Origin of the sequence: Methylocystis sp. H4A, assembly GCF_015709545.1 — a bacterium.
GTDB lineage: Bacteria > Pseudomonadota > Alphaproteobacteria > Rhizobiales > Beijerinckiaceae > Methylocystis > Methylocystis silviterrae.
Window position 1 is genome coordinate 729,367 of sequence record NZ_JADNQY010000028.1, and the last position, 24,709, is coordinate 754,075.

The window sequence follows — 24,709 nt, forward strand, 5'->3', positions numbered from 1 at the left end:
GAAGGCTAATTCGAGAAGTAAGTCTGACTGTTCCGGAGTCCGACCAAATCGGATCAAGCGCGAGCGAAGTAACCAAGCGCAAAGCGGCGTCGCGCATTCGCTTTGTCTTGCATCAAAAATCGACGCGTCGCTTCGTCGCACAGCGGTTTTTCGTCACCTCGCTTGACCGCACGCAAGATTGAAACCTAAGTTCGGTGCTTGGAACCCGAGAGGCGGCGGTGGATCCAGTCTTCCAGCGGACAAGTCAGCGTGCGCGCATTTTTGCGGCGCTCGTCGCCTTCCTTATGCTCGTGCAGACCACGAGCGCGGGCGCGGGCGCCGTTGCGCTGGGAGAAGGCGTCGCTTTCGGAACAGTCTGCGCGCCGCAGGATGCGGTGAACGGCGAGCTGCCGCTTTTCCCAAATGAACGCCATCGCCACGGATTCTGTTGCGTTGTTCACAATGGCGCGTTGGACGCGCCTCCTTCTAAGCCAGTTGTTTCGATCGCTCTGATTTTTCCCACTGAGGCTCATGCGTCTCCGCTGGAGACGTCCAGTCAGGCGCCACGCATCGAGCCACGGCGCGCGCCACAATCGCCACGAGCTCCTCCCCGACAGGGCTGAAGGTTTTCACGCGCTGAGATTCAACGCAGCCGCCATCATTGCGATGGCGATGCCGGCGAGAGCGCGTTCGCGAAATCTTTCAAACGGATCCTGTTGCCACGGCTGCGAGAGCAGACGCGACGACTGCCGAGCGCGCGCATCAAACCATTCGAAGGGGCGTTCATGCCCCACATAACCAGAATTTTGGAGATGACTTATGAGCATGACAAAAGCAGAGGCCCGTTCCGCCGCGCGAAGCGCCGAACGAATTATCGACACCAGGCCCGTTCTTATCGGCGTTTCGGTCTTGATGCTGTTCGTGGCTATCCTGCGCCTCTACGAACAACTTTTCGCCTGGAGATTTGGCCTCGATTCATTCTCGCCAGAGTTTCAGCTCTATTGGATTGGCCTGTTGCAATTTGCGATTCTCGCGTCGTGCTTGGGCGCGGTCGGCCTTGTCGGCTTTCTGTGGCGCACGCGCGATCGCGATCTGGCGAGCCTGAGCGCCGCAGCCGAAACGCGACGGCTCGTTTATCTCGTCCAGTGGCTGCTCGTTTTTTCGCTCGCCCTGTTTTGGGGCTTAAGCTTCTTTTCGGAGCAGACGGCTGTCTGGCACATGACCGCCGTGCGCGACACGGATTTCACGCCGAGCAATATCATCACCTTCTACATTGCATATCCGCTCTTTGCGATCATCGGGCTCGGCGCGTTCTTCTATGCGAAAACGCGCCTGCCGACTTTCGCGAAGGGATATTCTCTCGCTTTCGTGGTTCTTGTCGTTGGCGTCTTCATGACGATCCCGAATGTGGGATTCAATGAATGGGGTCACACGTTCTGGGCGATGGACGAAGGCTTTGCAGGTCCGCTGCACTGGGGCTTCGTCTTTTTCGGCTGGATGTCGCTGGCGACTTTCGGCGTCGTGCTGCTGATCCTTGGCCGTCTTCGCGAACTCCTCGGCGCGGATGCGCTAGAGCAGCTCTATCGACGTTAAGTTCGCCCGGCGCTTAGCCGCATATTGCGAAGCCGGCGCCGCTCGTTGGAGCGGCGCCGGTTGCATTCTCAGGTTCGGCGCATGTGCAGAGGCCGACGCGTCCATGCGGCGGACATCTTGCTCACGGCAATGCGTGCTGCATCAGAACGGCCGGGAATGACACCTGCGAGTCGAGAGGGATATACGCCCCCGCTACGGTTTTGAAGCCTAACGCCTTGTAAAAATTTTCGGCGCCGAAAGTTGAGCAACAATGAAGTTCGCTTACGTCTCGAGCCCTGGCGTCCATGCAGCACCGATTCATAATGGCACGCGCGACGCCCAAGCGAGTCCAGTCGGGATGCGTGGCGAAATGTCGGATATGCGCCTCCCCTCGGACGATCTTTGCAGTTCCCGGACGCTCAAGCGACCAGCCTCCGCACCCGATGAGTTCGCCGTGGCTGCTCTGCGCGACGTAGAAGGCGCCAGATGCGAGGAGTGTCGGATTTGCCTTTGTCATGAAAGGCAAGGCTCGATCGAGCTGCGCCTTTTCGTAATGCGACGCCAACAGAGTTGAGTAGCTCGCCGCCAGAAGGGCGCTCACCGCGTCTGCGTCAGAAAGAGCTGAGAGCCTCACGATGTAGGTCACGGTCGCGACCATTGCGCCAAGAGCGGCGGCGCGCCGCTAAGCGGCGAGATCGGCGACAACCGCATCGAGCACCGGGAATCCTTCCGAGCTGACGCGCAGCCGATTGTCGCGGGTGAATTCGACCAGCCCGTCGCCTATGAGCTCGCTGATGCGCGATTGCGACAGGCGCTTGCCGGTTAGCAGGAAATAGCGCTGCGGATCGACGCCTTCGCGCAGCCGCAGCCCCATCAGCAGGAATTCGTCGCCTTCCTGCTCGGACGAGAGCAATTCGTCCTCGATGATGCCGTGCCCTTCGGTCTCGACGCAGGTCAGCCACATCTCGGGATGCCGCTCGGTGGACTGGGCGCGGCGTCCGCGAGGCGTGACCACCCGCCCATGCGCGCCGGGACCGACGCCGATATATTCGCCGTAGCGCCAATACACCAGATTGTGCCGACACTCGGCGCCGGGCCGCGCATGATTGGAGACTTCGTAAGCCGGCAGGCCGGCGCGGGCGGTGACTTCCTGCGTGACGTCCCAGAGCGCGCGCTGCGTGTCGGCGTCGGGCAGCGCCATCTTGCCGGTGTTGACCATGCGCTCGAACATCGTGTCCGGCTCGATCGTCAGCTGATAGAGCGAGACATGCTCGGGCGAACGGGTGAGCGCCAGCTCCAGCTCCTTTCGCCAGGCGGCGGCCGTCTGGCCCGATCGGCCGTAGATCAGATCGAAGGACGTGCGCTCGAAGACCGAATTGGCGACGTCGAGCGCCATCAGGGCCTCCGCGACCGAGTGCTGCCGGCCGAGGGCGCGCAGGTCGATATCGTTTAGGGCCTGCACGCCGAGCGAGACGCGATTGACGCCTGCGGCTTTGAACCCCTTGAAACGCGAGGCCTCGACGCTCGTCGGATTGGCCTCGAGCGTGATCTCGCAGTCCTTGGCGAGGGTCCAGTGGCTCGAAATCTGGGATAGAATGGCTTGAGCGGTCGAAGGCGCCATCAATGACGGCGTGCCGCCGCCAAAGAAGATCGACCGGACTTCGCGCCCGGGCGTCAGAGCGGCGCGATGCGCAAGCTCCGTGCTGAAGGCCTCGACGAAACGGTCCTCGTCGACGTCGCCGCGCCTCACGTGGCTGTTGAAGTCGCAATAGGGGCATTTCGACAGGCAAAACGGCCAGTGGACATAGACGCCAAAGCCGGGGTCGAAAGCATTGCGAATCGGTGTCGCCATGGTTCTTTATCGCACGGAATGGCGGGAAGGGCACGGCGATCTGGACCCCCCTTTTAGGAGGCTGCATGGCGTTTTGGGAGGTCTCGCGGTTCTGGCGGAGGAAGCCGGCGGTTCAACAGTCGGACCCAGCGATGCTGGCGATCGCCGAGGCGATCTCCCGCAATCTCGCGGCCCTCGGCCTCTTCGTCGATTCGCGGCCATACGGGCGCGGGTTCTTTGAAATCAAAGCCTCGACCTCTCCAAAGCTCATCACCACGCCCGACGGGAGGGAGGCGTCCGGGATCGCGCTCCTACTCGCTGGCGCGTATGAGCCGCCGTCGCTGGTTTTCGAACAGATCAACTCTTTGCAGCGCGGCTTGGGGCGGGCGATGGTGGAGGCGGTCATCGCCGGGGTAAAGGAGCGTCCCGGCGCGTTTCGGCTGCTGCGAGTCAACGATCTCTCTCCGCGCTTGCAGGATGGCAGGCGATGGTGGGAGCATGTCGCCGCGGCGCATCCGGAATTCGATTGGGTGATCACGCATGAGGAGCCGTTCGGAAGTGCGCCTAGGACGTGAGCGACGGGGTTTTGACGCCCTGTCTTTGCTCCGCTCAAGGCTTGCCGTATGGCGCCTGGCGCACGCCGACCTAGCGCCCGCGCAGACGGTGAGCGAGATCGAAAACGCGCCCGATTTCTCAAGGAAGCGGCAAACGCTCGCGGCGCTCGTGGTGGAGTTCGGCTACGACGTCAGCAAAGTGACCCTCAGCCCACAGAAAAAGACGTTCAACTATCTCGGCCAAAGCTTCACGTCGGAGGGGCAGTCTTTCTCCGATGGAAGCATCGAGATTTTTTACGATCCGCAGATGAGCGACGCGCGCCTCGGCTGCTGCCTTGCGCATGAACTGCAGCATGTGCGCTATTTCGTTGTGCGCGACGCCTATCGCGCAGAACCGAGCGACGGACCTTTGCACCGACGCTTCGCCAAATATGCGCCGGAACTGCTCGCGGCGCAGCGCGGCGTCTCGATCTATTCAAATGAACATTGGGACGCATGGAAAAGCGATGCGCCGCCGAGGCTTTTCTCTCTCGAGTTGGAGGAGGGAGAGAGCGAGCCCATCAATGAGACGATCGCGGAGGTCGCCAAGGCGCTCTACAATTGGGGGCCGGACGTGCGCATCAACCCGCTGTGGAAAGAGCTGCACGACGCGATCAATGAAGAACATGCGGCGCTGCGAAGCGCGTAGTGCGCCGCCCGTTCACGGCTTGCGTTCACGTTCGAGCAGCTCGCGTTTGCGCTCCACTCCCCAATAATAGCCGGAAAGCGCGCCGTCGCTGCGCACGACGCGATGGCAGGGAACCGCGAGCGACACCGGATTGGCCGCGCAGGCGCCCGCAACGGCGCGCGTCGCCTTCGGCGCGCCGATGCGTTTCGCGATCTCGGCGTAGCTTGCCGTCTCTCCTGCGGGAATTTCGCGCAGCGCGGCCCAGACACGCTGCTGAAAGGCCGTGCCGCGCATATCGAGCGGCAGATCGAAAGATGATTGCGGCCGCTCCACCATGCCAACCGCCGCGGCGACATAGCGCTCGAATGACTCATCGCCGCCGATGAGGCTCGCGCGCGGAAATCGATCTTGCAGATCGCGCAACAGTTCTTCAGGGTCGTCGCCAAGTGAAATGGCGCAAACGCCCTTCGCGCTGGCCGCGACAAGCACCGCGCCCAGAGACGACTGGCCGATGGCGAAGCGGATCGTTTCGCGCGGCGCCCCGGCGCGATAGGCGCTTGGCGTCATGCCCAATGTGTCCTGCGCCGTCGCGTAGAACCGCGCGCTCGAATTATAGCCAGAATCATAGATCGCCTCGGTCACTGTCTGACCTTCCAAGAGTTTGCCGCGCAGGCGCGAGCGCCGATGCGCCTGAGCATAGGCCTTGGGCGTAACCCCGGCGATGCGCGAAAACAGTCGGTGGAAATGGTAGGGGCTCAGTCCGATCGTGCGCGCCAGCTGCGCAAGCGTCGGCGGCGCTTCCGCCGCCTCTATCATTCTGCAGGCGCGGGCGATCTTCTCCGCGTCCCGCTCCCCCTGCGACGGCGCCTCGGGCCGACAACGACGGCAGGGACGAAAACCTGCCGCCTCCGCTTCCGCCGCCGTGGCGGAAAAGCGCACATTGGCGCGCTTCGCTGGCCGAGACGGGCAGGAGGGGCGGCAATAGACGCCAGTCGTTTCGACGCAATAGTAAAAGTCGCCGTCGCGGCGCGCATCGCGCGCGACAGCCGCCGCCCAGCGCGTCTCGTCGAGGTCGAGCGAATTTGCCTGCGTCGGGTCGTTCGTCTGCATGCCGCGCATCATCCAACTTTTGCGACGACCGCCGCAATGCGTTTCTTGCTGTCAAATCCAAATCCGGCTGACACGCCCGCCGGGCGATCCTATGCTGTATGTTTGAAGCCACGGACCGGGGAAATGGCTGGAGAGCGTCGCGCCGCCTTTACGCGCCGAGAAGCAATCGCCGGCGCTGGCGCATGCCTCGCCTTCGGCGCGCGAGCCGCGACGGCCTCGACCCTGCTCGTCACACATCCTGCTGCGCTCGCTCATGACATGGGGCCGACGCATGTCGAGCGGCCGGAGCGCCTTCGCGCCATTCTGCGCGCGCTTGACGACGCGCGCTTCGCAGACCTCATGCGCGCCGAGGCGCCTTTGGCGGCGCGGGACGCGCTGCTGCGCGCGCATAGCTCCGAACACCTCGCGCATCTCGCGAAATCGGCGCCTCCAGAGGGATATGCGCGCATCGGTCCGGACGTCGCCATGAACGGCGCCACGCATGAAGCGGCGTTGCGCGCCGCGGGCGGCGCTCTCGCGGCCGTCGATGCGGTGATGCGCGGCGACGCCAAGAACGCTTTCGTCGCCATGCGGCCGCCGGGACATCATTCGACGCGCGACTTGCCGAGGGGCTTTTGCTTTTTCAATAACGCCGCCGTGGCGGCGCTACATGCGCGCGCGGCGCATGGCGCGCGGCGCGTCGCCATCGTCGATTTTGACGTGCACCACGGCAATGGCGTGCAGGAGATTTTCTGGAGCGATCGAAACGCGCTTTACGCTTCGACGCATCAGATGCCGCTCTATCCCGGCACGGGCGCAGTGAGCGAAACCGGCGCGCATGACACGATCGTCAACGCGCCGCTCGCAAAGGGCGATGCCGGCGCGCAATTCCGCGAGGCGCTGGCGTCGCGCATTCTGCCGCGTCTCGACGCCTTCTCGCCCGATCTCATTATTCTTTGCGCCGGATTCGACGCTCATCTCCACGATCCGCTCGGCGGATTAAGATTCGTCGCCAACGATTTCAGGGATGTCACGCTGCGCGTGATGGAGATCGCCGCGCGCTGCTGCAAGGGACGCATCGTCTCGCTGCTTGAAGGCGGTTATCGCCCGGAAGATCTCGCGCGCTGCGTCGCGGCGCATGTCGGCGCATTGATGGAAGCGTGAATCGGTTTGCGGTTTGTCATTCCCGACACGCGCGATGCGCGTGATCGGGAATCCAGAAAAATCTTGGATTCGGTATAGCGGCTCTGGATTCCCGGTCAGGTCTTCGACCTGCCGGGAATGACATTCGGATCACCCAAGCCGCGCCGCCAGCTTGCTCCACAAGGCGTTCTCCGCCTGAAAGATATAATCAAGCCGGGCGCTGGTGACGCTTTTGGCGCCTCGGGCGATTAGCCAATCGGCGAGCGCCGCCACCTTTTTCGTCGGACAGGAGAATGTCGCTGACTCGTCGTCGATGTTGCGCAATCCGGCGCCGAAGTTCGCTTCCGCTTCTCGCAGGATATGTACGCTCGGCGCAGGCAGGGTAGCGCGCACGTCGCGCGTCGTGCGCGCTTCTTCTTCCGCGGCGATGCGCGAGAGAATGACGCGCGCCGCTTCGCGCGCGGCCTTGTCCCACGGCGCCGTCAGCGAGGCGACGAGATTGGCCTGCGAGCGCAGAATGACGCCGTCCTCGATGATCTTCAGCGCATTCGCCGCGAGCGTCGCGCCTGTCGTCGTGATGTCGACGATGAGATCGGCGGAGCCTGCGGCGGGCGCGCCTTCGGTCGCGCCAGAGCTTTCCACAATGCGGTAGTCGGACACGCCGTGCGCGGCGAAGAAGCGACGGGTCGTATTGACGTATTTCGTCGCGACGCGCAGTCCGCGGCCGTGGCGCGCGCGAAATCCATCGGCGACGTCGGCAAGATCGCTCATATAGCGCACGTCAATCCAGGCTTGCGGAACCGCGACGACGACATTCGCGGCGCCAAAGCCGAGCGGGGCGAGAAGCTCCACTTTGTTGTCGGCGTCGGCGATCTCCTCGCGCACCAGATCTTCGCCGGTGACGCCGAGATGGGCTTCGCCCAAGGCCAGCCGCCGCGTAATCTCGGAAGCGGAGAGATAGGCGACTTCCGCGCCTTCGACTCCGGCGACGGCGCCGCGATAGTCGCGCGCGCCGCGGCCTTGCGTCAGCTCCAGGCCGGCGCGCGCGAAGAAGGCGGCGGCGTTCTCCTGCAGCCGGCCTTTCGACGGGGAGGCGATAATGAGTTTTTGCGCGGGCGCCATCATGCTTTTCTCGCGCTCGGGGAAAGACGGTCGATCCAGATGGCGGCGCCGACAGCCGGTATGTCCGACGCCGCGCCGAGCGTCTTGAGCAGTCGGTCGTAGCGTCCGCCGCCAATCACCGGCGCGCCGTCGCTGGAGTGGCGGGCCTCGAAAACGAAGCCGGTGTAATAGTCGAGATGACGCGCAAAACTTGCCGAGAAGCGGATCTCGTGAACGGTGAGGCCGCGCGCGCTAATGGCCTCAGCGCGCGCGTCAAACGCGTCCAGCGCGGCGGAGAGGTCAAGCTGCGCGTCGGCGGCCAGCCGGCGCATGGCTGCGGAAGCTGACTCGGGCGCGCCTTCGATGGTGAAAAAAGTCTCCGCCAGCGCGCGCGTCTCGTTGGAAACGCCCGCGCCTTCGGCGAGTGTCGCCTGATCGAGAAAGCGTTCGGCGACTTCAGCCGCGCTGCGGCCGCCGACGGCGGTGATGCCGGCGATGGACAGCAGATCCTCGACGAGACGGCGCGCATCCGACGGATCGACTTTCGTCAGCGCCGCCAATACGCCCGACTGTTCCGATCCGCCATTGCGTTCGGGCGACGCAAAAATATCGGCTATCCTTTGGCCGCGTGCGTGCCCGGCCGCCAGACGGCGGCGCCAGACCGGCGGCATCTCAAGCCGTTCGAGGAAGGCGGCGACAAGCCCGGCGTCGCCGATCAGAACCTTGAGCGCCGTCGCGCCGGCCGCCGCCGCGGCGTCGAGGGAAGCGGCCAGAATTTCGACATCCGCGGCTTCGCGGTCCTGGCGGCCGAAGCTCTCCAGCCCCGCCTGAAGAAATTCGCCGTCGCCGGTCGCGCCATGTTCAGGCGCGCGAAAGATCGAGCCGCCATAAGCATATGCCGCCGGCTCGCCCGCCCGAGCGGAGGCGAGATAATCGAGGCAGACTGGAATCGTATATTCCGGCCGCAGGCAAAATTCAGCGCCTGAGCCATCGCTCGTCAGATAGAGCCGGCCGCGGAAATCCTCTCCGGAACGATCGAGGAAAACATGCGCCGGCTGCAGGAGACGCGGCTCGCAGCGCGCGAACCCCTCGCGCGCGAAATGCGCGAGGATGGCCGCAAGGCTCGTAGCTTCGCGTTCTGCTGAAGTGGCGGTGACGGCGTTCAAGCGCAAATCCTTCGAAATTTGCGCTCTCTTTAGCAACTGCGCCGCGCGGGCGCACCCCTGCTCCGCGCGAAAGGTGAACGCCTCAAAGCAAAGGCCGCGGTCCGGAGCCTTGCATCCCTCGCTCTCGTCTGCCAAATAAGGGCCGGGAGGTTGGCGGTGGACGCTTCACTCGCCAACCGGGTCAGGTCCGGAAGGAAGCAGCCCTAACGAGCTTGGGCGGGTCTTCGTTCAGCCTCCCACCTTCTTCGGCGAGCAGCGAATGGCGTAGCGCAATATACTGCGCTGTTCGTCGCTCGTCTGCCGCCGGATGGATGCAGATGGACCACGAGCACGATCCGCCGAGGCCATCGCTGGCGTCCGAGGGCGGACCTTCGCTGTTTGGCGCCGATCAGGCGCCGTCGTCGGCCTATCGCGTGCTGGCGCGCAAATATCGACCGACCACCTTCGCAGACCTGATCGGCCAAGAGCCGATGGTGCGCACGCTCGAAAACGCATTCGATCTCAACCGAATTCATCAGGCCTATCTGCTGACCGGCGTGCGCGGCGTCGGCAAGACGACGACCGCGCGCATTCTCGCGCGCGCGTTCAACTATGAACTGCCGGCAGAAGACGGGCGGCCTGCGGTCAATCAGCCGACGATTCATATGGAGGAGCTCGGCGTCCACTGTCAGGCGATCATCGACTCGCGCCATGTCGACGTGCTCGAAATGGACGCCGCTTCGCACACGGGCATCGACGACATCCGAGAGATCATCGACAACGCCCGTTACCGCCCGGTCATGGCGCGGACCAAAGTCTACATCATCGACGAAGTGCATATGCTCTCGAAGGCCGCGTTCAACGGTCTGCTGAAGACGCTTGAAGAGCCGCCTGAGCATGTGAAGTTCATCTTCGCGACGACCGAAATCGACAAGGTGCCGGTGACGGTGCGTTCGCGCTGCCAGCGCTTTGATCTGCGCCGCATCGACGCCGGCCTGCTCGCCAATCATCTGCTTGGGGTCTGCAAGGCTGAAGGCGTCGCCATTGAGCCGGAAGCGCTCGCCATGATCGCGCGAGCGGCGGAAGGCTCGGCGCGCGATGCGTTGTCCTTGCTCGATCAGGCGATCGCCTATGGCGCGGCGCATTCGGCGGGCGGCGCGATCGCCGCCGAGGATCTGCGGCTGATGCTCGGCGTCGCCGACAAGGCGCGAATCATCGATCTTTTCGAAGCGGCGATGTCGGGCGACGTCGCCAAGGCGATCGCCATTCTCGAAGATCAGTATAACGGCGGCGCCGATCCGGCGCAGGTGCTGCTCGAACTCGCCGAATTCACGCATCTCGCCACGCGCCTGAAGCTTGCGCCGGAGACCGCCCATTCGGCGGCGCTGACGCCCGAAGAGAAACGCCGTGGCGAAGAGGCCGCAACGCGCCTCTCGGTTCCTGCGCTCACGCGCGCCTGGCAGATCTTGATGAAAGGCGTCGACGAATTGCGCGGCTCGCAGCGACCGTTGGCGGCCGCCGACATGGTGCTGGTCAGGCTCGCTTACGCCGCCGACATGCCTACGCCGTCGGAGACGCTGCGCCGACTGGGTTTTGGCGAGAACGCGTCGGGCGCCGATTCAGCGTCGCCTCCGATGCGAGGCGCAGGGCCTGCCGGAGCTGGCGCTGCGCCGCGGGCGGGCGGCGGCGGCCAGGCGCTCGCGTCCGCGCCGCGCTCCGCCGCTCCTCAGCCCTCTGCAGCGCCGGCGGCAAGATCTGCTGCGCCTGCGCCAGGAATCATCATCGAGAGCTTCGATGCGCTTGTCGCGCTTGCAGCGCAGAAACGTGACATGCGCCTCAAGATCGGGCTCGAATCCGAAGTGCGGCTGGTGCGGTTCGAACATGGACGGATCGAATTTGAACTGGCGCCGGGCGGCGCGCGTGAACTGGCGTCGACTCTGATGCAGAGGCTTCAGGCCTGGACCGGCGAGCGCTGGATGGTGTCGGTCGTCGCTTCGGGCGGCGCGCCGACGCTCAAGGAACTGCGCGACGCGGAGGAGCGCAAGCGCCGCTCCTCGCTCGAGTCGGATCCGCTCGTCGCGAGCGTGCTCGCGCGTTTTCCCGGCGCGCAGATCGTCGCCGTGCGGGGCAGGGACGAGGGCGCAGCGTCCGCCGAAACGCTCTATGATGACGCGACGCCAATCGAGGAAGACGACGGAGACGCGCAATGATGGACTTCATGGGCCTGATGAAGCAGGCGCAGCAGATGCAGGCCAAGATGGCCGAAGCGCAGTTGGAGCTCGAACAGACCGTCGTCGAAGGCGAGGCGGGCGGCGGCATGGTGAAGGTCACGCTCACCGCGAAAGGCGGAATGAAAAGCATTTCCATCGACCCGAGTCTGTTGACGCCCGACGAAAAGGAAATTCTTCAAGACCTGATCCTCACGGCCCACATGCAGGCGCGCGCCAAGGCCGAGGAGGCGATGGCCGAAAAAATGAAAGCGCTCACCGGCGGGCTGCCGTTGCCGCCAGGCTTCAAACTGCCGTTTTGATGCGTATTGCTGCAATTCTCGCGTCATGGCCGGCCTTGAGCCGGCCATCCATGTGATGACGCCGCCCAAAGCTTCCAATTATACGTAGCATTCTGACGTGGATGCCCGCGACAAGCGCGGGCATGACGCGAAACCACATGAGGCGTTGATCCGGCTATGGCGGAAAAGGTGGCCGGTCCCGAGATCGAAAAACTCGTGCAGCTCCTGGCCAAATTGCCGGGGCTCGGTCCGCGTTCGGCGCGGCGCGCGGCGTTGCATCTCATCCGCAAACGCGAAGAACTGCTGGCGCCGCTCGCCGAAGCGATGCGCGTCGCACATGAGCGCATCGTCGTTTGCTCGGTCTGCGGCAATATCGATACGAGCGATCCGTGCACGATCTGCCGCGACGCGCGCCGCGACGAGTCGATCCTGGTTGTCGTCGAGACGGTCGCCGATCTCTGGGCTCTGGAGCGGGCAGGGCTGCTCAATGCGCGCTATCACGTGCTCGGCGGCGTGCTGTCGCCGCTCGACGGCGTCGGCCCCGACGATCTCGCCGTTGCGAGCCTCGTCACGCGCGTGTGCGCCGGAGAGACTCGCGAAGTCGTTCTTGCGGTCAACGCAACGGTCGACGGCCAGACGACCGCGCATTACATCGCCGATGTGCTGGCGCCGTCCGGCGTGAAGGTGACGCGGCTCGCCCACGGCGTGCCGGTCGGCGGCGAACTCGACTATCTCGATGAGGGAACGCTAGCGGCGGCGCTGGAGCGGCGCACGGCGTTCTAGAGTGCGTTTTTGAGAGCCGTCAGGGCTGGCTTGACATCGCCATCCAGCGCAGGAAGCGATTACTTTGCTGCGATTTTCGATGTGATGATCTTGTCCCAGTCCTCGACGCCGATCTCGCCGGTGTATTTGTCGCCATTGACGAAGAAGGTCGGCGTCGAGTTGACGCCAAATTTCTCAGCGGCGCGATTGCGCACCTTATTGACGTTCTCGTAAAGCGCCTGATCCTTTAAGACGGCCTCGAACTTCTCCTGGCCGAGACCAGCCTGCTTCAAGACATTGGCCAGACCGTCGAGCGGCTTATCGGAGAAGGCCCAATTCTTCTGCTGCGAGAACAGAAGATCGACCGTCGCGTCGCGCTTGTCGCCGAGTTCGCGCGCCAGCATGAAGGCGGCCGTCGCGAGCGGATCGAGCGGGAACTCCCGCAAAATGAATTTCGCCTTGCCCGTGTCGATATAATTCTTCTTCAGCTCCGGATACACGTCGTGATGGAACGCCGCGCAGTGGCTGCACGTCATCGAAGCATATTCGACGATGGTCACGGGAGCGTTCGCCGCGCCTTCCACCACGTCCGGCAGGGCGTTGGGCGCCATCAGCTCGTCGACCGCAACCTTGCCCGAAGGCGACTTGTCGGCAAAGGCGGGCGCTGCAGCGAGGAGCGCACAGGCGGCGCCGACAAGGAAACCACGACGGGGCATAAAAGCGAAGGGCATGTGCGGTCCGTAACTGTTGAGACGCCGAAGACCATAACGTCTTCGACAATTGTGGCAAATCAAATCTGGCGAGGATGTGGAGTCGCTAAGCGGGCGCTACAGCCCGTGTTTCGGCCGAATGAACCAGTAAAGCACGCCGATAAAAGCGAGCACGACGCCGAACCAGAAAACGACGTCGCCGAGCATCAGGTCCCTCATGGTGTAGCTTAGAACGCTGACCAGCAAGCCGCCGATCGCTATCCAGAGCGGACGCTGACCGCGTTCCTTCTCCGCCGGCCGCTTCTTCGGTAGCCCGGACACGCGCCTCTCCTTCTGCGTTCCCTTGACGGTCTGGCCGTCTTTCAGCTTGCTTGCAAGCGGTGACGGCGCTTTTGCGCTAGAGCAGGTTCCGAAAAAGTTGACAGACTTTTTCGATGAGAACCTGCTCCAACATTTTGATTTTGAGCGATTCCTTATCGATCACATGAATCCATGTGATCGGGAAGCGCACCAGAGTTTCCGATTGCGGTCCCACAGTCAAGAACGGGCATAAAAAAACAGCCGCTCGACGCGGCTGTCTTCTTCACATTGCTGCGCGTCGAGGTTAGCGCGAATAGAACTCGATGACGAGGTTCGGCTCCATCTGCACGGGGTAGGGCACCTCCGTCGCATGCGGCACCCGGATGAGCTTCGCAACCATCTTGGTGTGGTCGACGTCGTAATATTCCGGCGTGTCGCGCTCCGCGAGCTGAACCGCCTCGAGCACGGTCACGGCCTGTTTCGAGGCTTCCTTCACCTCGATCACGTCGCCGACCTTCACCTGATAAGATGGAATGTTGACGCGCCTGCCGTTGACGCGGATGTGGCCGTGATTGACAAACTGGCGCGCGGCGAAGACCGTCGGAACGAATTTCGCGCGATAGACGATCGCGTCAAGGCGCCGCTCCAAAAGGCCGATCAGATTGTCGCCGGAGTCGCCCTTCAACCGGATCGCTTCCGCATAATATTTGCGAAACTGCTTTTCCGAGATATTGCCGTAGTAGCCCTTGAGCTTCTGCTTGGCTTTGAGCTGCGTGCCATAATCGGAGAGCTTGCCCTTGCGCCGCTGTCCGTGCTGTCCGGGGCCATATTCGCGGCGATTGACGGGGCTCTTCGGCCGGCCCCAGATGTTCTGGCCCAGGCGGCGGTCAAGCTTATATTTTGATTCTGCGCGCTTCGTCACTTTGACTCTCGTCCTCTCATGGTCGCGTTTGAGGCGTGCGAGAGGCGAAAGACGAAATGCGTCCGGAGCATTGCGCTCGGACGTCGTCCAAATTCGCGTCTCTCGCCGCCCCCGGCCAGCGCCGGGGCTTCAAGAACGCGCCCTCCTCTGCCGTCAACCGGCCGACAGGCGTTTGCAGCAAACGCCACGGGTGCTGGCCTGGCGCGAACGGGCCGCGTCAGGCTCGTGGGGAGCTAAAGGAAAGCGCTCCCTAAGTCAAGATTTCTTGAGAAAAGCCGACTTACGGCCACCAGAACGGGAAACCCTCATCGTAAGGCACGATCATGCTCGAGTTGTAGGGCGGCCGCTGCGGAAGCGTCTCCTGCATATACCAGCTGCGCTGGTTGCGCTCGATCGGATCGTGATTGAGGTAGGTCTGCTGGACCATGTAGCGGTTGGTGCTGCCGACCGGCACCTGGGTGCCGGGATCGAGCCAGCTGCGGCGCTGGATGTCGATCGGACCGCGGGCGCAACAAGCATCGCTCGAGGACACGCGATAGCGGGACTTGGCGAGCGCATCGCCCGCCGCGAACAACACCAGACAGGCGAGCCCCGCCGACAGCACTTTATTCCTGCGCATCACGATCCCCTTTTGGACTGAACGCCGTAGATCATAATAGCGGATCGTTTCGCAAAAGCGAATTAAAGCGGGCTTTTCCCGCCAGCAATACGCCGTCAGGGTGAATGCGGAACGCTTAGCGCGTGATCTGTGCGCCTTGGCGCGATGCCCGCGCATGCGCGCGGCGCGCGCCCTGCGCTGGACGCGCGGCGTTCTTTTGCGCTGGGATGGTCGCGGTCAGGTCGTCGCGCGAGATGTCGCCGCAGCCAATGGCGCGCGTCGACGCCGCTTGCGCGAAGAAGTCGTTCAGCGCCGGATTATCCGGACTCGCCGTGTAGTTGATGCGGTCCAGCAGGCAGCCGAGCGCGACCCGGTCGATCGGTTTCGCCGATTCGCCGCAGGCCAGTCCGGCGATTTCGAGAGCGAGCTTCCCATCGATGAAACGCGCCGCAACGCAGCTGCGTTCGCTCGCCGCGACGCCCTCGGATGCGGTTTGCGAGAGCCGTATTTCGGCTGTCTCAAACGCCCCGAATTTGGTGATGAGCGCGCTCGGCTGGCCTATCTTCGCGACGTTAAGGCCGGCCTGGGCGGCGTGTCGGGTCATGTCGAGGAAGAAATCGGACGTCTTTTCCTTGTCGACGATATCCTGATGAATATCGACGCGCATGAATGGCGCGCCCATTGCGAATTGCCCGACGGCGATCGTGTCGATACGGCCGGAGCCGTTCTCGCTGTCGCGCACGGCGATTGTTTTCTTCTCCCGGTCGAATTCCGGCGCGGCGATGTCGAATGCGCTGAAGGGCTTCGCCATCAGCGCCGAGGCCTCGATGGCTTCGACGGAAACCTTCGTGGAAATCTTGCGCGAGGGCGCGACAGGGACGCGCGGTTGCTCGACGTTCGCCGCGACTTTCGGTTCAGCGGTCCCGGGTCCGCGCGGAAGCAGGACGAGTGCGGCGAAGAGAATGATCGTCGGCCCGACGCCCATTCCGATCGCTGCGCGAACGCCCGCCGGGCGGGCGCGCAGCGTCTGCGCATAACGCCTGTAGTTGGGGTCCAATTCGGCAACGCTCATGAGACGCGACTCCGGCGGCCCGCGGCGGCCACGGGCGGAAAACGCGCCGAGTTTGCGCAGTTGTTTCAAAAGTTAGCGTTAACGGCCCCGCGTGAATTGGGGCATGGTGAACGAAAGGTTTACGCGATGCGCAAAGAAAAGCCCGCGCCTTGAGGGCGCGGGCCTGAAACTGCCGGTCGAGGAGGTCTTACTCTTCCTCGTCCTTCTTGGCTTTCTTGGGCGTCTCTTCGCGGGCCTTGAGCGCCGCGCCGAGAATGTCGCCGAGCGACGCGCCGGAGTCGGCCGAGCCATATTGCGCGATGGCCTCCTTCTCTTCAGCGACTTCGAGCGCCTTGATCGAGACGGAGACCTTGCGGGCCTTGCGGTCGAACAGCGTCACGCGGGCGTCGACCTTCTCGCCGACGGCGAACCGTTCAGGGCGCTGGTCGGCGCGGTCGCGAGCGAGTTCGCTGCGCTTGATGAAGGTGGAGAGATCGGTGCCGGCGATCTTCACATCGATGCCGGACTCCTTCACCTCGATCACTTCGCAGGTGACGACGAGGCCCTTTCTGAGTTCGCCGCCTTCTTCGGCGCTGACAGAAGCGAACGGATCGCCCGCAAGCTGCTTGACGCCCAGCGAGATGCGCTCCTTCTCGACGTCGACGTCGAGGACCTGGGCGTTGATGGTGTCGCCCTTCTTATACTCCTCGATGACCTGCTCGCCGGGACGGTTCCAGTCGAGATCCGATAGATGGACCATGCCGTCCACGTCGCCGTCGAGGCCGATGAAGAGCCCGAACTCGGTCTTGTTCTTCACTTCGCCGGAGACGGTCGAGCCGACCGGATGCTTCTCGGCGAAGGCCTCCCACGGATTCTGCAAGCATTGCTTGAGGCCCAGCGAGATTCGGCGTTTGACCGGATCGACCTCGAGCACCTGAACGTCGACTTCCTGGCTCGTCGAGACGATCTTGCCGGGATGGACGTTCTTTTTCGTCCAGCTCATTTCCGAGACGTGGACGAGGCCTTCGATGCCAGGCTCCAGTTCGACGAAAGCGCCGTAGTCGGTGATGTTGGTCACGCGGCCGTGGAATCTGGCGCTGATCGGATATTTCGCCTCGATGCCCTGCCAGGGATCCTCGAGCAGTTGCTTCATGCCGAGCGAGATGCGGTGCGTCTCGTGATTGATCTTGATGATCTTCACCTTGACGGTCTGACCGATGGTCAGCACCTCGGACGGGTGATTGACGCGCCGCCAGGCGATGTCGGTGACATGCAGCAGGCCGTCGATGCCGCCGAGATCCACGAAGGCGCCGTAGTCGGTGATATTCTTCACGACGCCGTCGATCACCTGACCCTCTTCGAGGTTGGCGACGATCTCGTGGCGCTGCTCGGCGCGGCTCTCTTCAAGCACGGTGCGGCGCGAGACGACGATATTGCCGCGCCGGCGGTCCATCTTCAGGATGTGGAACGGCTGCGGCACGTTCATCAGCGGGCCGACGTCGCGGATCGGTCGGATGTCGACCTGGCTGCGCGGCAGAAAGGCCACGGCGCCGTCGAGGTCGACGGTGAAGCCGCCCTTGACCTGATTGAAGATGACGCCCTCGACCTTTTCATTGGTCTCGAAGGCTTTTTCGAGCTTAACCCAGCTCTCTTCGCGCCGCGCCTTGTCGCGCGAAATGACGGCTTCGCCGAGCGCGTTCTCGACGCGCTCCAAGTAGACTTCGACCTCTTCGCCCACTTGGGGAGCGGGGTCGCGGCCATAGCCGGTGAATTCCTTGATGGCGACGCGGCCCTCGGTCTTGAGGCCGATGTCGATGACGGCGACATCCTTTTCGATGGCGACGACGCGGCCCTTGATGACGGAGCCTTCGAAGGCCTCGTTCTGGCCATAGCTCTCATCAAGCAGAGCGGCGAAATCTTCGCGCGTAGGCGCGCGATCGGTCGTAGCGGACATTTGTTCTCCCGAGAGCCCAGAGAGGGCGGCGCCGGCAAGGGTTAGCGTTGCAGATCGGCTTTCGGCGATCGGACGTCCCCCGCGGCTAAAACGCGAGGCTGGACGAAAAGTTCGCTAAGCGAACTGCCGGCGCGGCCCGATGTCGAAAACCAAAGCGAATGCCCCAGCTTGGTTACCGAGGCGGGGCCTATCTACCAGCGGCGCGCCGCCGTCGCAAGCGCGCCGAAAAGAAAAGAGTCGACGCAGCCTGCGCAAAGCCATGATATTGCACTGCAATAAGTTAACAATATACTGTTTTAATATAATAATCATAATGCAAAAGGGCTCGTTTGTTGGCGAATTTCTCGCTAGCGGAATCGCAGCCGCACGCATAGTCTGCGTCCTACTGCCACGCTTCGGCGCGCCGCCAAGCGTCAGCGCCGGCGCGCCCGCCGCCCGGAGCAACATTGGCGCGCCGGGCCGCTTGGCCGAAGCCCAGTAGAACTTCGCTCTCGCCGTCCAGACGGCGAGAGCGTCGACTTCCCGTCGTTGCGACGGGGATATAAAGAGGAGAAGAGATGAAGACGAATATTATTTCAGGTTCGGCTCTCGCCGCCGCCGCCGTCGCCCTTGCTCTGAGCGGCGCATCGGTTGCGCCCGCCCACGCGCATTCCGCGAAGTCGACCCACGCGAAGACCCATTGCGGCGCCAAGGGAACATGCCGCGGCATGGCCAAGTGCCACCACAAGGCGCAGTGTCACCATCACAAGGGTCGCTGCAACATGAAGAGCCGCTGCCACAGCAAGTAATCGGCTTGCGCGGGGGCGGCGCCTACGGCCGTCCCCGCCACGCTGATGCGGCTCCGGCATGAGCGGCGATGCCTGAGAGGGGAACACGTCATGGAAAAACCCGCGCCGCTTGGCTACGGCTTGGGTCTGCGGCCAATCTATTATGAAGAGATCCTGTCGTCGCGCCCGCCGATCGACTGGTTCGAAATCATTTCTGAAAACTACATGCTCGCCGGCGGCCGACCTTTGGCGATGTTGGAGCGGATACGCGCCGATTATCCCGTCGTCATGCATGGCGTCTCGATGTCGCTTGCGTCAACCGACCCGCTCAACTTCGACTATTTGCGGCAGTTGAAGGCGCTCGCCGAACGCGTCCAGCCGGCATGGGTTTCAGATCACATCGCCTGGACAGGCGTTCATGGGGTGACGCTCCACGATCTGCTGCCGATTCCCTACACGCGCGAATCGCTTGCGCATGTCGTCGAGCGCATCCAACGGGTGCAGGATTTTCTCAAGCGTCGTCTGGTCGTTGAGAACGCCTCGACCTACGTGTCCTTTGTCGATTCCGAGATGAGCGAACACGAGTTCGTTCGCGAAATGGCCGAGCGCGCCGACTGCCTGTTGCTGCTCGACGTCAACAATGTTTTCGTCTCGAGCTTCAACCACGGCTTCGATCCCGTCGCCTTCATCGATGGCGTTCCGGCCGATCGCGTCGTGCAATTTCACATGGCGGGTCATACCAACAATGAGACGCATCGCGTGGACACACACGACCAGCCGGTCTGTGACGAGGTCTGGGCGCTCTACGAGCACGCGCGTCGGCGCTGCGGCGACGTCTCCGCCATGATCGAGCGCGATGACAATTATCCGCCGCTCGCGGAGCTTTTGGACGAACTCCAGAATATGCGTGATATCGACGCCCGTATCTCAAAAGAGCAAGCGCTCAGCGCGGCATGAAACTCGCAGATTTTCAGATTCTGTTTCAGCAGCGCGTGCTGGCCGGCTCAGGAGAGGCGGACAAGCCTCTCCTGAAAAAATTGAGGCCGTCGCCGCGCGGCGCCACGCCAGAGACGCTGCTGGACGTCTATCAGACCGGCTACCGCATTCGACTGGCGGACTTTGTCTCGCAGGATCACCCGGGGCTGCGCGCGATTCTCGGAGACGAGGCGTTTGACGGGCTGGTTGACGACTACATCGACCAATGTCCGTCGCGCGATCCGAACGCCCGCTGGTTTACGACCGGACTGCCGGACTTCATGCGCGAAAATGCGCGCTGGCGCGACGATGGTGCGGCCGTGTCCATGGCGCTGTTTGAGCGCGCCATGGTCGACGCCTTCGACACAGCTGACGAAACGCCGGTGACGGTGCAGGCGCTGGCGGGATTTGCGCCCGACGATTGGGCGCGACTCGCTTTCGAATTCGACCCGAGCCTCACGCTGCTCGAACTCGCCGCCGGCACGATCGAGGCGTATAGCGCGGCGATCAGCGAGGAGCCGCCGGCGAAAGTCGATAAGCCCGCGGCGGGCGGTCACATCGAATATGCCGCCGTATGGCGCGTCGATCATGAATCCGCCTATCGCCAGCTCGAGCCCGACGAATATGTCGCGCTTTCCGAAGCGCGCGCCGGCCACGCCTTCGGCGACATTTGTCAGATGACCGCCTTTCAGCAGGCGGGCGAGATTGCGCCGGAGCGGCTGGCGCAATCGCTGTCGAGCTGGTTCGAGGACGGCATGATTATCGGCGTGCGCGTCCGCGGGGACGATCAGTCTTCGAATACGCCTTCAAGCGCGTAGTGCTGGACGCTCTTGCGGTTGGCGATGAGTTCGTCGGCCGTCGGCTCGCCCTTCATGGCGCGAGAGATCGCGAGCTTCGTCGCTTCGTAATTGGTGCGATAGAGATCCTTCTTGTCGAGCTCCGCATGGGTGGCGCAACGCGGATCGAGCCAGACCATGATGATCATGCACAGGTCGTTGAGCTGATCCTTAGGGAGAATTCCTTCGGCGACGCAGTCGACGATGGCGTCGCCGGTCGCCGCCTGCACCACGCCGCCAAGAAGCTCGACGTAATCTTCCGATTTGACCGTCATCTTGGTGGTCATCATCGTCGCCGGCCGCACCTGCTGATTGAGGTCGCGGATGACGAACATGCGCGGATGGCCCGCGACCTGACCCGCCATGCTGGCGAAGGCGTGCCCGACCGGACCCTTGACGTTGCCGATCATCACTTCCGGCATGGCGTCGGTATATTGTCCGTCCGCGGCCAGAACCGTCGCTTCGCCCGTCGCCAGCCAGATATGCTCGGTCATCGTCGTTCCTCTTGCGTTGATCGAGCGCTCGATAGCATCGCGCGCCGTCACATGGAAGCCGGCGATCGTCAGACAGGGCGGCGCGTTGGCGATGGCCAAGCGGCTATCGAGGATCTATTCCGCGCGGCATGCCGTCGTAGCGCACTTGCCGATCCTCGCCGCCAGCGCCTCTTTGTCGCGCGCGAGAGTTTCGATCAACCCGCGCTTGATGCGCGCGACGAGTCCCGGCCCCTCATAGATGAGCGCCGAATAGAGCTGGACGAGCGTCGCGCCGGCGTCGATTTTGGAGAGCGCCGCGTCGGCGCTGTCGATGCCGCCGACGCCGATCAGCGGAAACTGGCCTTCAACGCGCAAAAATGTTTGCGCGAGCATGCGCGTCGAGAGATCGAACAGTGGCGCGCCGGAGAGACCGCCGCTCTCCTTCGCAAAATGCGAACGCAGCGTTAGGGGCCGCGAAATCGTCGTGTTCGACACAATCATGCCGTCGATGCGCTTGTCGCGCGCGACGCGCACGATGGCGTCGAGCTGTTCGAGCGTGAGATCGGGCGCGATTTTGAGGAGCAAAGGCCGCCGAACCGGCGCCGCGTCGCGCGCCTCTACGACACGCGCCAGCAAATCTGAAAGCGCCGCCGGCTCCTGAAGATCGCGCAGGCCGGGCGTATTCGGCGAACTGACGTTGATCGTAAAATAGCTTGCGACGTCGGCGAAGGCGCTGACGCCAGCGACATAGTCCGCCACGCGGTCCGCCGCGTCTTTGTTTGCGCCGATATTGACGCCGACGATTCCTCGCCGCGCGCGCTTCGACAGGCGCGCCAGCGCCGGCGCATGGCCCTCATTGTTGAAGCCGTAGCGATTGATGACGGCGCGGTCCTCGATGAGTCGAAAGGCGCGCGGACGCGGATTGCCGGGCTGCGCGCGCGGCGTCAGCGTTCCAACTTCGACGAAGCCGAACCCGAGGCCGAGCATCGCGTCGGCGACTTCGGCATTTTTGTCGAAGCCCGCCGCGAGGCCGATCGGGTTGGGAAACTCGAGACCGAAGGCGTGGACCGCGAGACGCGGATCATTCGCCGGCGGCGCATGAGCAGGCAGCAGTTTCAGCGCGGCGATCGTCGCATGATGCGCCGTTTCAGCGTCGAGCAGACGCAAAAGCGGCGATGCGATCGCGAAGGTGTCCGTCATTTCAGGACGGCCGAAAAATCGTGCCGGCCGTCCGCGCCTAAGGGCAGCGGATGGACGCGCGCAACCGACTCGAGAGGAAGCGGCGCATAAAGATGCGGGAAAGGCGCGCCGCCGCGCGAAACCTCCCATCTGAGCGCCTCGCCGAGCGCGGCGGCGCTCACCGCGACGAGCAGCAGATCGGTTTGGCCGGCGAAATATCTCGCCGCTGTTTCCTCGACCTGATCCGCGGCCGAAAAGTGAATGAAGCCGTCGGCGAGATCGACCGTCGCGCCGCTAAAGACGCCCGCCGCTTCTGCCGCGCGCCACTCGGATTGCGAAACGATTTTGTAGATATGAGTCACGAACCCATCAGCCCTGTCTCAAGCCCGCCGAGTCACTCCGCGGCGTGCGGGGTTCTCTGCGCAGCGGCCGCCAGCGCGGCGCGGCGCGGCAGACGCGCGATCATGCCGATGAGCGCACGGTCGGAGAGCGCCACCAGCCGCTCGCCGCGGTTCAGCCAATTGACCGCGTCCTCGATCGTCTCGGCGTCGGCGATTTTAGTTTCGGCCAAGGCGCGGTCCGCGGTGATCTGCCCGCGCTGCCTCGGGCGTCGCGTCGGCAGCCAGCTTTCGTGCAGCGCGCGCAACTCCGGATCGGCGTGGAGCGCCAGCAGACCATTGACGTCATCTTCGCCGGCGCGCGCCAGCGCCTTGGAAAGCGCTTTGCCGCGCTTGGCGATCGGCGGCGTCGCCGTTTCTTCGGGAGTCGTCAGCACGCCGGCGCGACGAAACATCAGGCCAAGCCAACGTTGACTCGTCGCCCAGGAAATAACGATCGCGAGCACGAGGCCGGCGATCGTCGGCGACATCCAGGCGACCAGCGAAGGCGAAATCATGAAGCCTGCGACGAGGCTTAAGACGCCCAGCGCCACGTGCCATATGTGGCGGCGGACGATATCGGCAAACGGCACCGAGCCGTCGTCGCGACGCTGCGGATCCCAACCGGTATCGAAGCCGAAAACGATGTGCAGCACATGGCCGGTCTGAATCAGCATCATGATCGGCGCCAGCAGGGCGGACAGCACGACTTCGAAAAGGGTCGAGATCAGCAGCATGATCACGCCGCCGGAGCCTTTGCGCGTTTCCGGCTCAAAGATGGCGACGATCAGGCCCAACATCTTGGGGGCGAGCAGAATGCCCATCGTCAGTCCGAAGAGTTCGAGCGACCGTTCGGCGTCGAACCGCGGGAAGGTCGGAAAGAGCGCAAATTCGCCGGTAAAATATTCCGGTCGGAAATAGCTCGCCTGGAAGACGATGACGATACCGATGAGAAGTTGCAGCAGCCAGAGCGGCGACGTCAGATAGCCGAAGATGCCGGTGAGAAAATGCTGTCGCGACGCCCAGTGAAAACCTTTGCCGAGCAGTACGCGCGAATGCTGCAGATTGCCCTGACACCAGCGCCGGTCGCGAATCGACAGATCGATCAGCGAGGGCGGGCTTTCTTCATAAGAGCCGCCGAGCGTAGGCGTCATGTAGACCGCATATCCGGCGCGGCGGATAAGCGCGGCTTCGACGAAGTCATGGCTCAGAATATGGCCGCCCCAGGGCGGGCGGCCGCGCAGGTCGGGCAGGCCGCAGTAGCGGGCGAAGGCCTCCGTGCGGATGATCGCGTTATGCCCCCAATAATTGCCGTCGCGGCCCATCCAGGCCGTGAGGCCCATTGCGATGACGGGGCCATAGATGCGCGCGGCGAATTGCTGGACGCGGGCGAAGAGCGTGTTGCGGTTGATGATCAGCGGAAGCGTCTGGATGATGCCGCTGTCGGGGTCGGCCTCCATTGCGGCGGCGAGCTGCACAATGGTCGGCCCGCTCATCAGGCTGTCGGCGTCGAGCACCACCATGTGCTTATAGGCGCCGCCCCAGCGCGAGACGAAGTCTTCAATATTGCCCGCCTTGCGTCCCGTGTTCTTTTCACGCCGGCGGTAGAAGATTCGCGCCTGTGGGCCCAGCCGGCGGCGAATGCCGATGAAGGCGCGCTCTTCGGCGACCCAGATGTCGGGATTGGTGGTGTCGGAGAGGAAGAACCAATCGAAATGCGCGCCAAGGCCGGTCGCTTGCACGTCTTCGTAGATCGTCTGCAGGGCGGCGAACACCCGGCTCGGCGCCTCATTGTAGATCGGCATCACAACGGCGGTGGTTTCGGCGAGCGCCGTCGGTAAAGCCGGGCGCCGGCGCTGGCGCATCAGCAGGGCGAAGCCAACGACGCAGCTCGTGAAGGACAGCGCGATCCAGGAGAAGTTCAGCACGAACAACCCCAGCAGCGCCCACTTCAATGTCGTCACCCCGCCGACGTCGACGACCTTATACATCTCGTGAGCGCCATAGGCGGTCAGCGCCAAGCCGCCGCCAAAAGTCAAAATCCTCGCCAGCCATGGCGTGCGCCACAGCCAAGGCGCTTCGGCTTTGCGCCGCTGGCGCTTGTCGAATTTGAAGAGATTTTGCGCCGGCATCGACAGCCGGCTCTCGATCGGGGTCGGCGGGGCGGCGGCAGGATCGGAGCTGGCGGTCCGCCATGCCATTGCCCGCGGCGGAT

26 protein-coding genes and 1 other RNA gene are annotated in these 24,709 nt (G+C 63.5%); 11 read left to right on the forward strand and 16 right to left on the reverse strand.

The window, feature by feature from the left end:
- Window positions 1–185 precede the first annotated feature (185 nt).
- A complete protein-coding gene (locus tag IYW40_RS20080; protein ID WP_196401989.1) occupies window positions 186–440 on the reverse strand; it encodes a hypothetical protein in 255 nt (84 codons plus the stop codon).
- Between the two features lie 358 nt (window positions 441–798).
- Here IYW40_RS20080 and IYW40_RS20085 point away from each other — a divergent pair, with 358 nt between their 5' ends.
- Window positions 799–1,572 carry a methane monooxygenase/ammonia monooxygenase subunit C gene (locus tag IYW40_RS20085; RefSeq protein WP_196401990.1) on the forward strand — a complete coding sequence of 258 codons (774 nt, stop codon included), beginning with the start codon at window positions 799–801 and terminating at the stop codon, window positions 1,570–1,572.
- Window positions 1,573–1,693: 121 nt separating this feature from the next.
- On the opposite strand, the gene IYW40_RS20090 is transcribed toward IYW40_RS20085, so the two are convergent.
- A complete protein-coding gene (locus IYW40_RS20090; protein ID WP_196401991.1) occupies window positions 1,694–2,209 on the reverse strand; it encodes a GNAT family N-acetyltransferase in 516 nt (171 codons plus the stop codon).
- Between the two features lie 24 nt (window positions 2,210–2,233).
- The gene (hemW, locus tag IYW40_RS20095; protein WP_196401992.1) at window positions 2,234–3,403 is read right to left on the reverse strand and encodes a radical SAM family heme chaperone HemW; all 1,170 of its coding nucleotides are present in this window, start codon (window positions 3,401–3,403) and stop codon (window positions 2,234–2,236) included.
- Between the two features lie 65 nt (window positions 3,404–3,468).
- Between hemW and IYW40_RS20100 the strand changes: the two genes are divergently transcribed.
- Window positions 3,469–3,957 carry a hypothetical protein gene (locus IYW40_RS20100; RefSeq protein WP_196401993.1) on the forward strand — a complete coding sequence of 163 codons (489 nt, stop codon included), beginning with the start codon at window positions 3,469–3,471 and terminating at the stop codon, window positions 3,955–3,957.
- 88 nt (window positions 3,958–4,045) lie between these two features.
- Window positions 4,046–4,624, forward strand: coding sequence for a hypothetical protein (locus IYW40_RS20105; RefSeq protein WP_348644314.1), 579 nt, complete (start codon window positions 4,046–4,048; stop codon window positions 4,622–4,624).
- A 12-nt stretch (window positions 4,625–4,636) separates the two neighbouring features.
- Here the strand turns inward: IYW40_RS20105 and ada are convergent, their stop codons facing one another.
- Window positions 4,637–5,713 (reverse strand): bifunctional DNA-binding transcriptional regulator/O6-methylguanine-DNA methyltransferase Ada, encoded by a 1,077-nt coding sequence (ada, locus tag IYW40_RS20110; RefSeq protein ID WP_196401994.1) that lies wholly within the window; start codon window positions 5,711–5,713, stop codon window positions 4,637–4,639.
- Window positions 5,714–5,836: 123 nt separating this feature from the next.
- Between ada and IYW40_RS20115 the strand changes: the two genes are divergently transcribed.
- Window positions 5,837–6,856, forward strand: coding sequence for a histone deacetylase family protein (locus IYW40_RS20115; RefSeq protein WP_196401995.1), 1,020 nt, complete (start codon window positions 5,837–5,839; stop codon window positions 6,854–6,856).
- Between the two features lie 129 nt (window positions 6,857–6,985).
- Here the strand turns inward: IYW40_RS20115 and hisG are convergent, their stop codons facing one another.
- Window positions 6,986–7,957 carry an ATP phosphoribosyltransferase gene (gene hisG / locus IYW40_RS20120; protein ID WP_196402238.1) on the reverse strand — a complete coding sequence of 324 codons (972 nt, stop codon included), beginning with the start codon at window positions 7,955–7,957 and terminating at the stop codon, window positions 6,986–6,988.
- On the reverse strand, window positions 7,957–9,108 hold the full coding sequence (locus IYW40_RS20125; RefSeq protein WP_196402239.1) for an ATP phosphoribosyltransferase regulatory subunit: 1,152 nt from the start codon (window positions 9,106–9,108) through the stop codon (window positions 7,957–7,959). The genes hisG and IYW40_RS20125 overlap by 1 nt, the downstream gene beginning before the upstream one ends.
- A gap of 138 nt (window positions 9,109–9,246) precedes the next feature.
- On the opposite strand from IYW40_RS20125, the gene ffs reads away from it, so the two are divergent.
- From ffs to recR, 4 genes are all read left to right on the forward strand, one after another.
- Window positions 9,247–9,343: signal recognition particle sRNA small type (ffs, locus tag IYW40_RS20130), an RNA gene on the forward strand.
- Window positions 9,344–9,419: 76 nt separating this feature from the next.
- Window positions 9,420–11,291, forward strand: a complete 1,872-nt coding sequence (locus IYW40_RS20135) for a DNA polymerase III subunit gamma/tau (RefSeq protein WP_196401996.1) — start codon at window positions 9,420–9,422, stop codon at window positions 11,289–11,291.
- Window positions 11,288–11,611 (forward strand): YbaB/EbfC family nucleoid-associated protein, encoded by a 324-nt coding sequence (locus IYW40_RS20140; protein ID WP_196401997.1) that lies wholly within the window; start codon window positions 11,288–11,290, stop codon window positions 11,609–11,611. The genes IYW40_RS20135 and IYW40_RS20140 overlap by 4 nt, the downstream gene beginning before the upstream one ends.
- Window positions 11,612–11,767: 156 nt before the next feature.
- Window positions 11,768–12,373 carry a recombination mediator RecR gene (gene recR, locus IYW40_RS20145; protein WP_196401998.1) on the forward strand — a complete coding sequence of 202 codons (606 nt, stop codon included), beginning with the start codon at window positions 11,768–11,770 and terminating at the stop codon, window positions 12,371–12,373.
- Window positions 12,374–12,432: 59 nt separating this feature from the next.
- Here recR and IYW40_RS20150 read toward each other — a convergent pair whose 3' ends face one another.
- The 6 genes from IYW40_RS20150 to rpsA form a co-directional block, all read right to left on the reverse strand.
- Window positions 12,433–13,083, reverse strand: coding sequence for a DsbA family protein (locus IYW40_RS20150; protein WP_196401999.1), 651 nt, complete (start codon window positions 13,081–13,083; stop codon window positions 12,433–12,435).
- 96 nt (window positions 13,084–13,179) lie between these two features.
- Window positions 13,180–13,383: a hypothetical protein gene (locus IYW40_RS20155; protein WP_196402000.1), complete on the reverse strand. Its 204-nt coding sequence runs from the start codon at window positions 13,381–13,383 to the stop codon at window positions 13,180–13,182.
- Between the two features lie 283 nt (window positions 13,384–13,666).
- Complete coding sequence (gene rpsD / locus IYW40_RS20160; RefSeq protein ID WP_175092707.1) at window positions 13,667–14,284, reverse strand: 30S ribosomal protein S4; 618 nt, start codon at window positions 14,282–14,284, stop codon at window positions 13,667–13,669.
- Between the two features lie 280 nt (window positions 14,285–14,564).
- Window positions 14,565–14,903, reverse strand: coding sequence for a hypothetical protein (locus tag IYW40_RS20165; protein ID WP_196402001.1), 339 nt, complete (start codon window positions 14,901–14,903; stop codon window positions 14,565–14,567).
- 115 nt (window positions 14,904–15,018) lie between these two features.
- Window positions 15,019–15,954 (reverse strand): hypothetical protein, encoded by a 936-nt coding sequence (locus tag IYW40_RS20170; protein WP_196402002.1) that lies wholly within the window; start codon window positions 15,952–15,954, stop codon window positions 15,019–15,021.
- Between the two features lie 187 nt (window positions 15,955–16,141).
- Window positions 16,142–17,887, reverse strand: a complete 1,746-nt coding sequence (gene rpsA, locus IYW40_RS20175; protein ID WP_175092710.1) for a 30S ribosomal protein S1 — start codon at window positions 17,885–17,887, stop codon at window positions 16,142–16,144.
- Between the two features lie 557 nt (window positions 17,888–18,444).
- Here rpsA and IYW40_RS20180 point away from each other — a divergent pair.
- The 3 genes from IYW40_RS20180 (at window position 18,445) to IYW40_RS20190 (ending at window position 20,447) form a co-directional block, all read left to right on the forward strand.
- Entirely contained in the window at window positions 18,445–18,675 is a 231-nt protein-coding gene (locus IYW40_RS20180) for a hypothetical protein (RefSeq protein WP_124738695.1), read from the forward strand.
- Window positions 18,676–18,765: 90 nt separating this feature from the next.
- Window positions 18,766–19,611 carry a DUF692 domain-containing protein gene (locus tag IYW40_RS20185; protein WP_175092711.1) on the forward strand — a complete coding sequence of 282 codons (846 nt, stop codon included), beginning with the start codon at window positions 18,766–18,768 and terminating at the stop codon, window positions 19,609–19,611.
- Entirely contained in the window at window positions 19,608–20,447 is an 840-nt protein-coding gene (locus IYW40_RS20190; RefSeq protein WP_196402003.1) for a DNA-binding domain-containing protein, read from the forward strand. Before IYW40_RS20185 ends, IYW40_RS20190 begins: the two co-directional genes overlap by 4 nt.
- Here IYW40_RS20190 and fae read toward each other — a convergent pair.
- From fae to mdoH, 4 genes are all read right to left on the reverse strand, one after another.
- A complete protein-coding gene (gene fae, locus IYW40_RS20195) occupies window positions 20,417–20,959 on the reverse strand; it encodes a formaldehyde-activating enzyme (RefSeq protein ID WP_196402240.1) in 543 nt (180 codons plus the stop codon). The genes IYW40_RS20190 and fae overlap by 31 nt on opposite strands.
- A gap of 114 nt (window positions 20,960–21,073) precedes the next feature.
- On the reverse strand, window positions 21,074–22,138 hold the full coding sequence (locus IYW40_RS20200) for a quinone-dependent dihydroorotate dehydrogenase (protein ID WP_196402004.1): 1,065 nt from the start codon (window positions 22,136–22,138) through the stop codon (window positions 21,074–21,076).
- Window positions 22,135–22,479: a DUF952 domain-containing protein gene (locus IYW40_RS20205; RefSeq protein WP_196402005.1), complete on the reverse strand. Its 345-nt coding sequence runs from the start codon at window positions 22,477–22,479 to the stop codon at window positions 22,135–22,137. Before IYW40_RS20205 ends, IYW40_RS20200 begins: the two co-directional genes overlap by 4 nt.
- A gap of 32 nt (window positions 22,480–22,511) precedes the next feature.
- Window positions 22,512–24,695 (reverse strand): glucans biosynthesis glucosyltransferase MdoH, encoded by a 2,184-nt coding sequence (mdoH, locus tag IYW40_RS20210; protein ID WP_196402006.1) that lies wholly within the window; start codon window positions 24,693–24,695, stop codon window positions 22,512–22,514.
- Window positions 24,696–24,709: the final 14 nt, after the last annotated feature.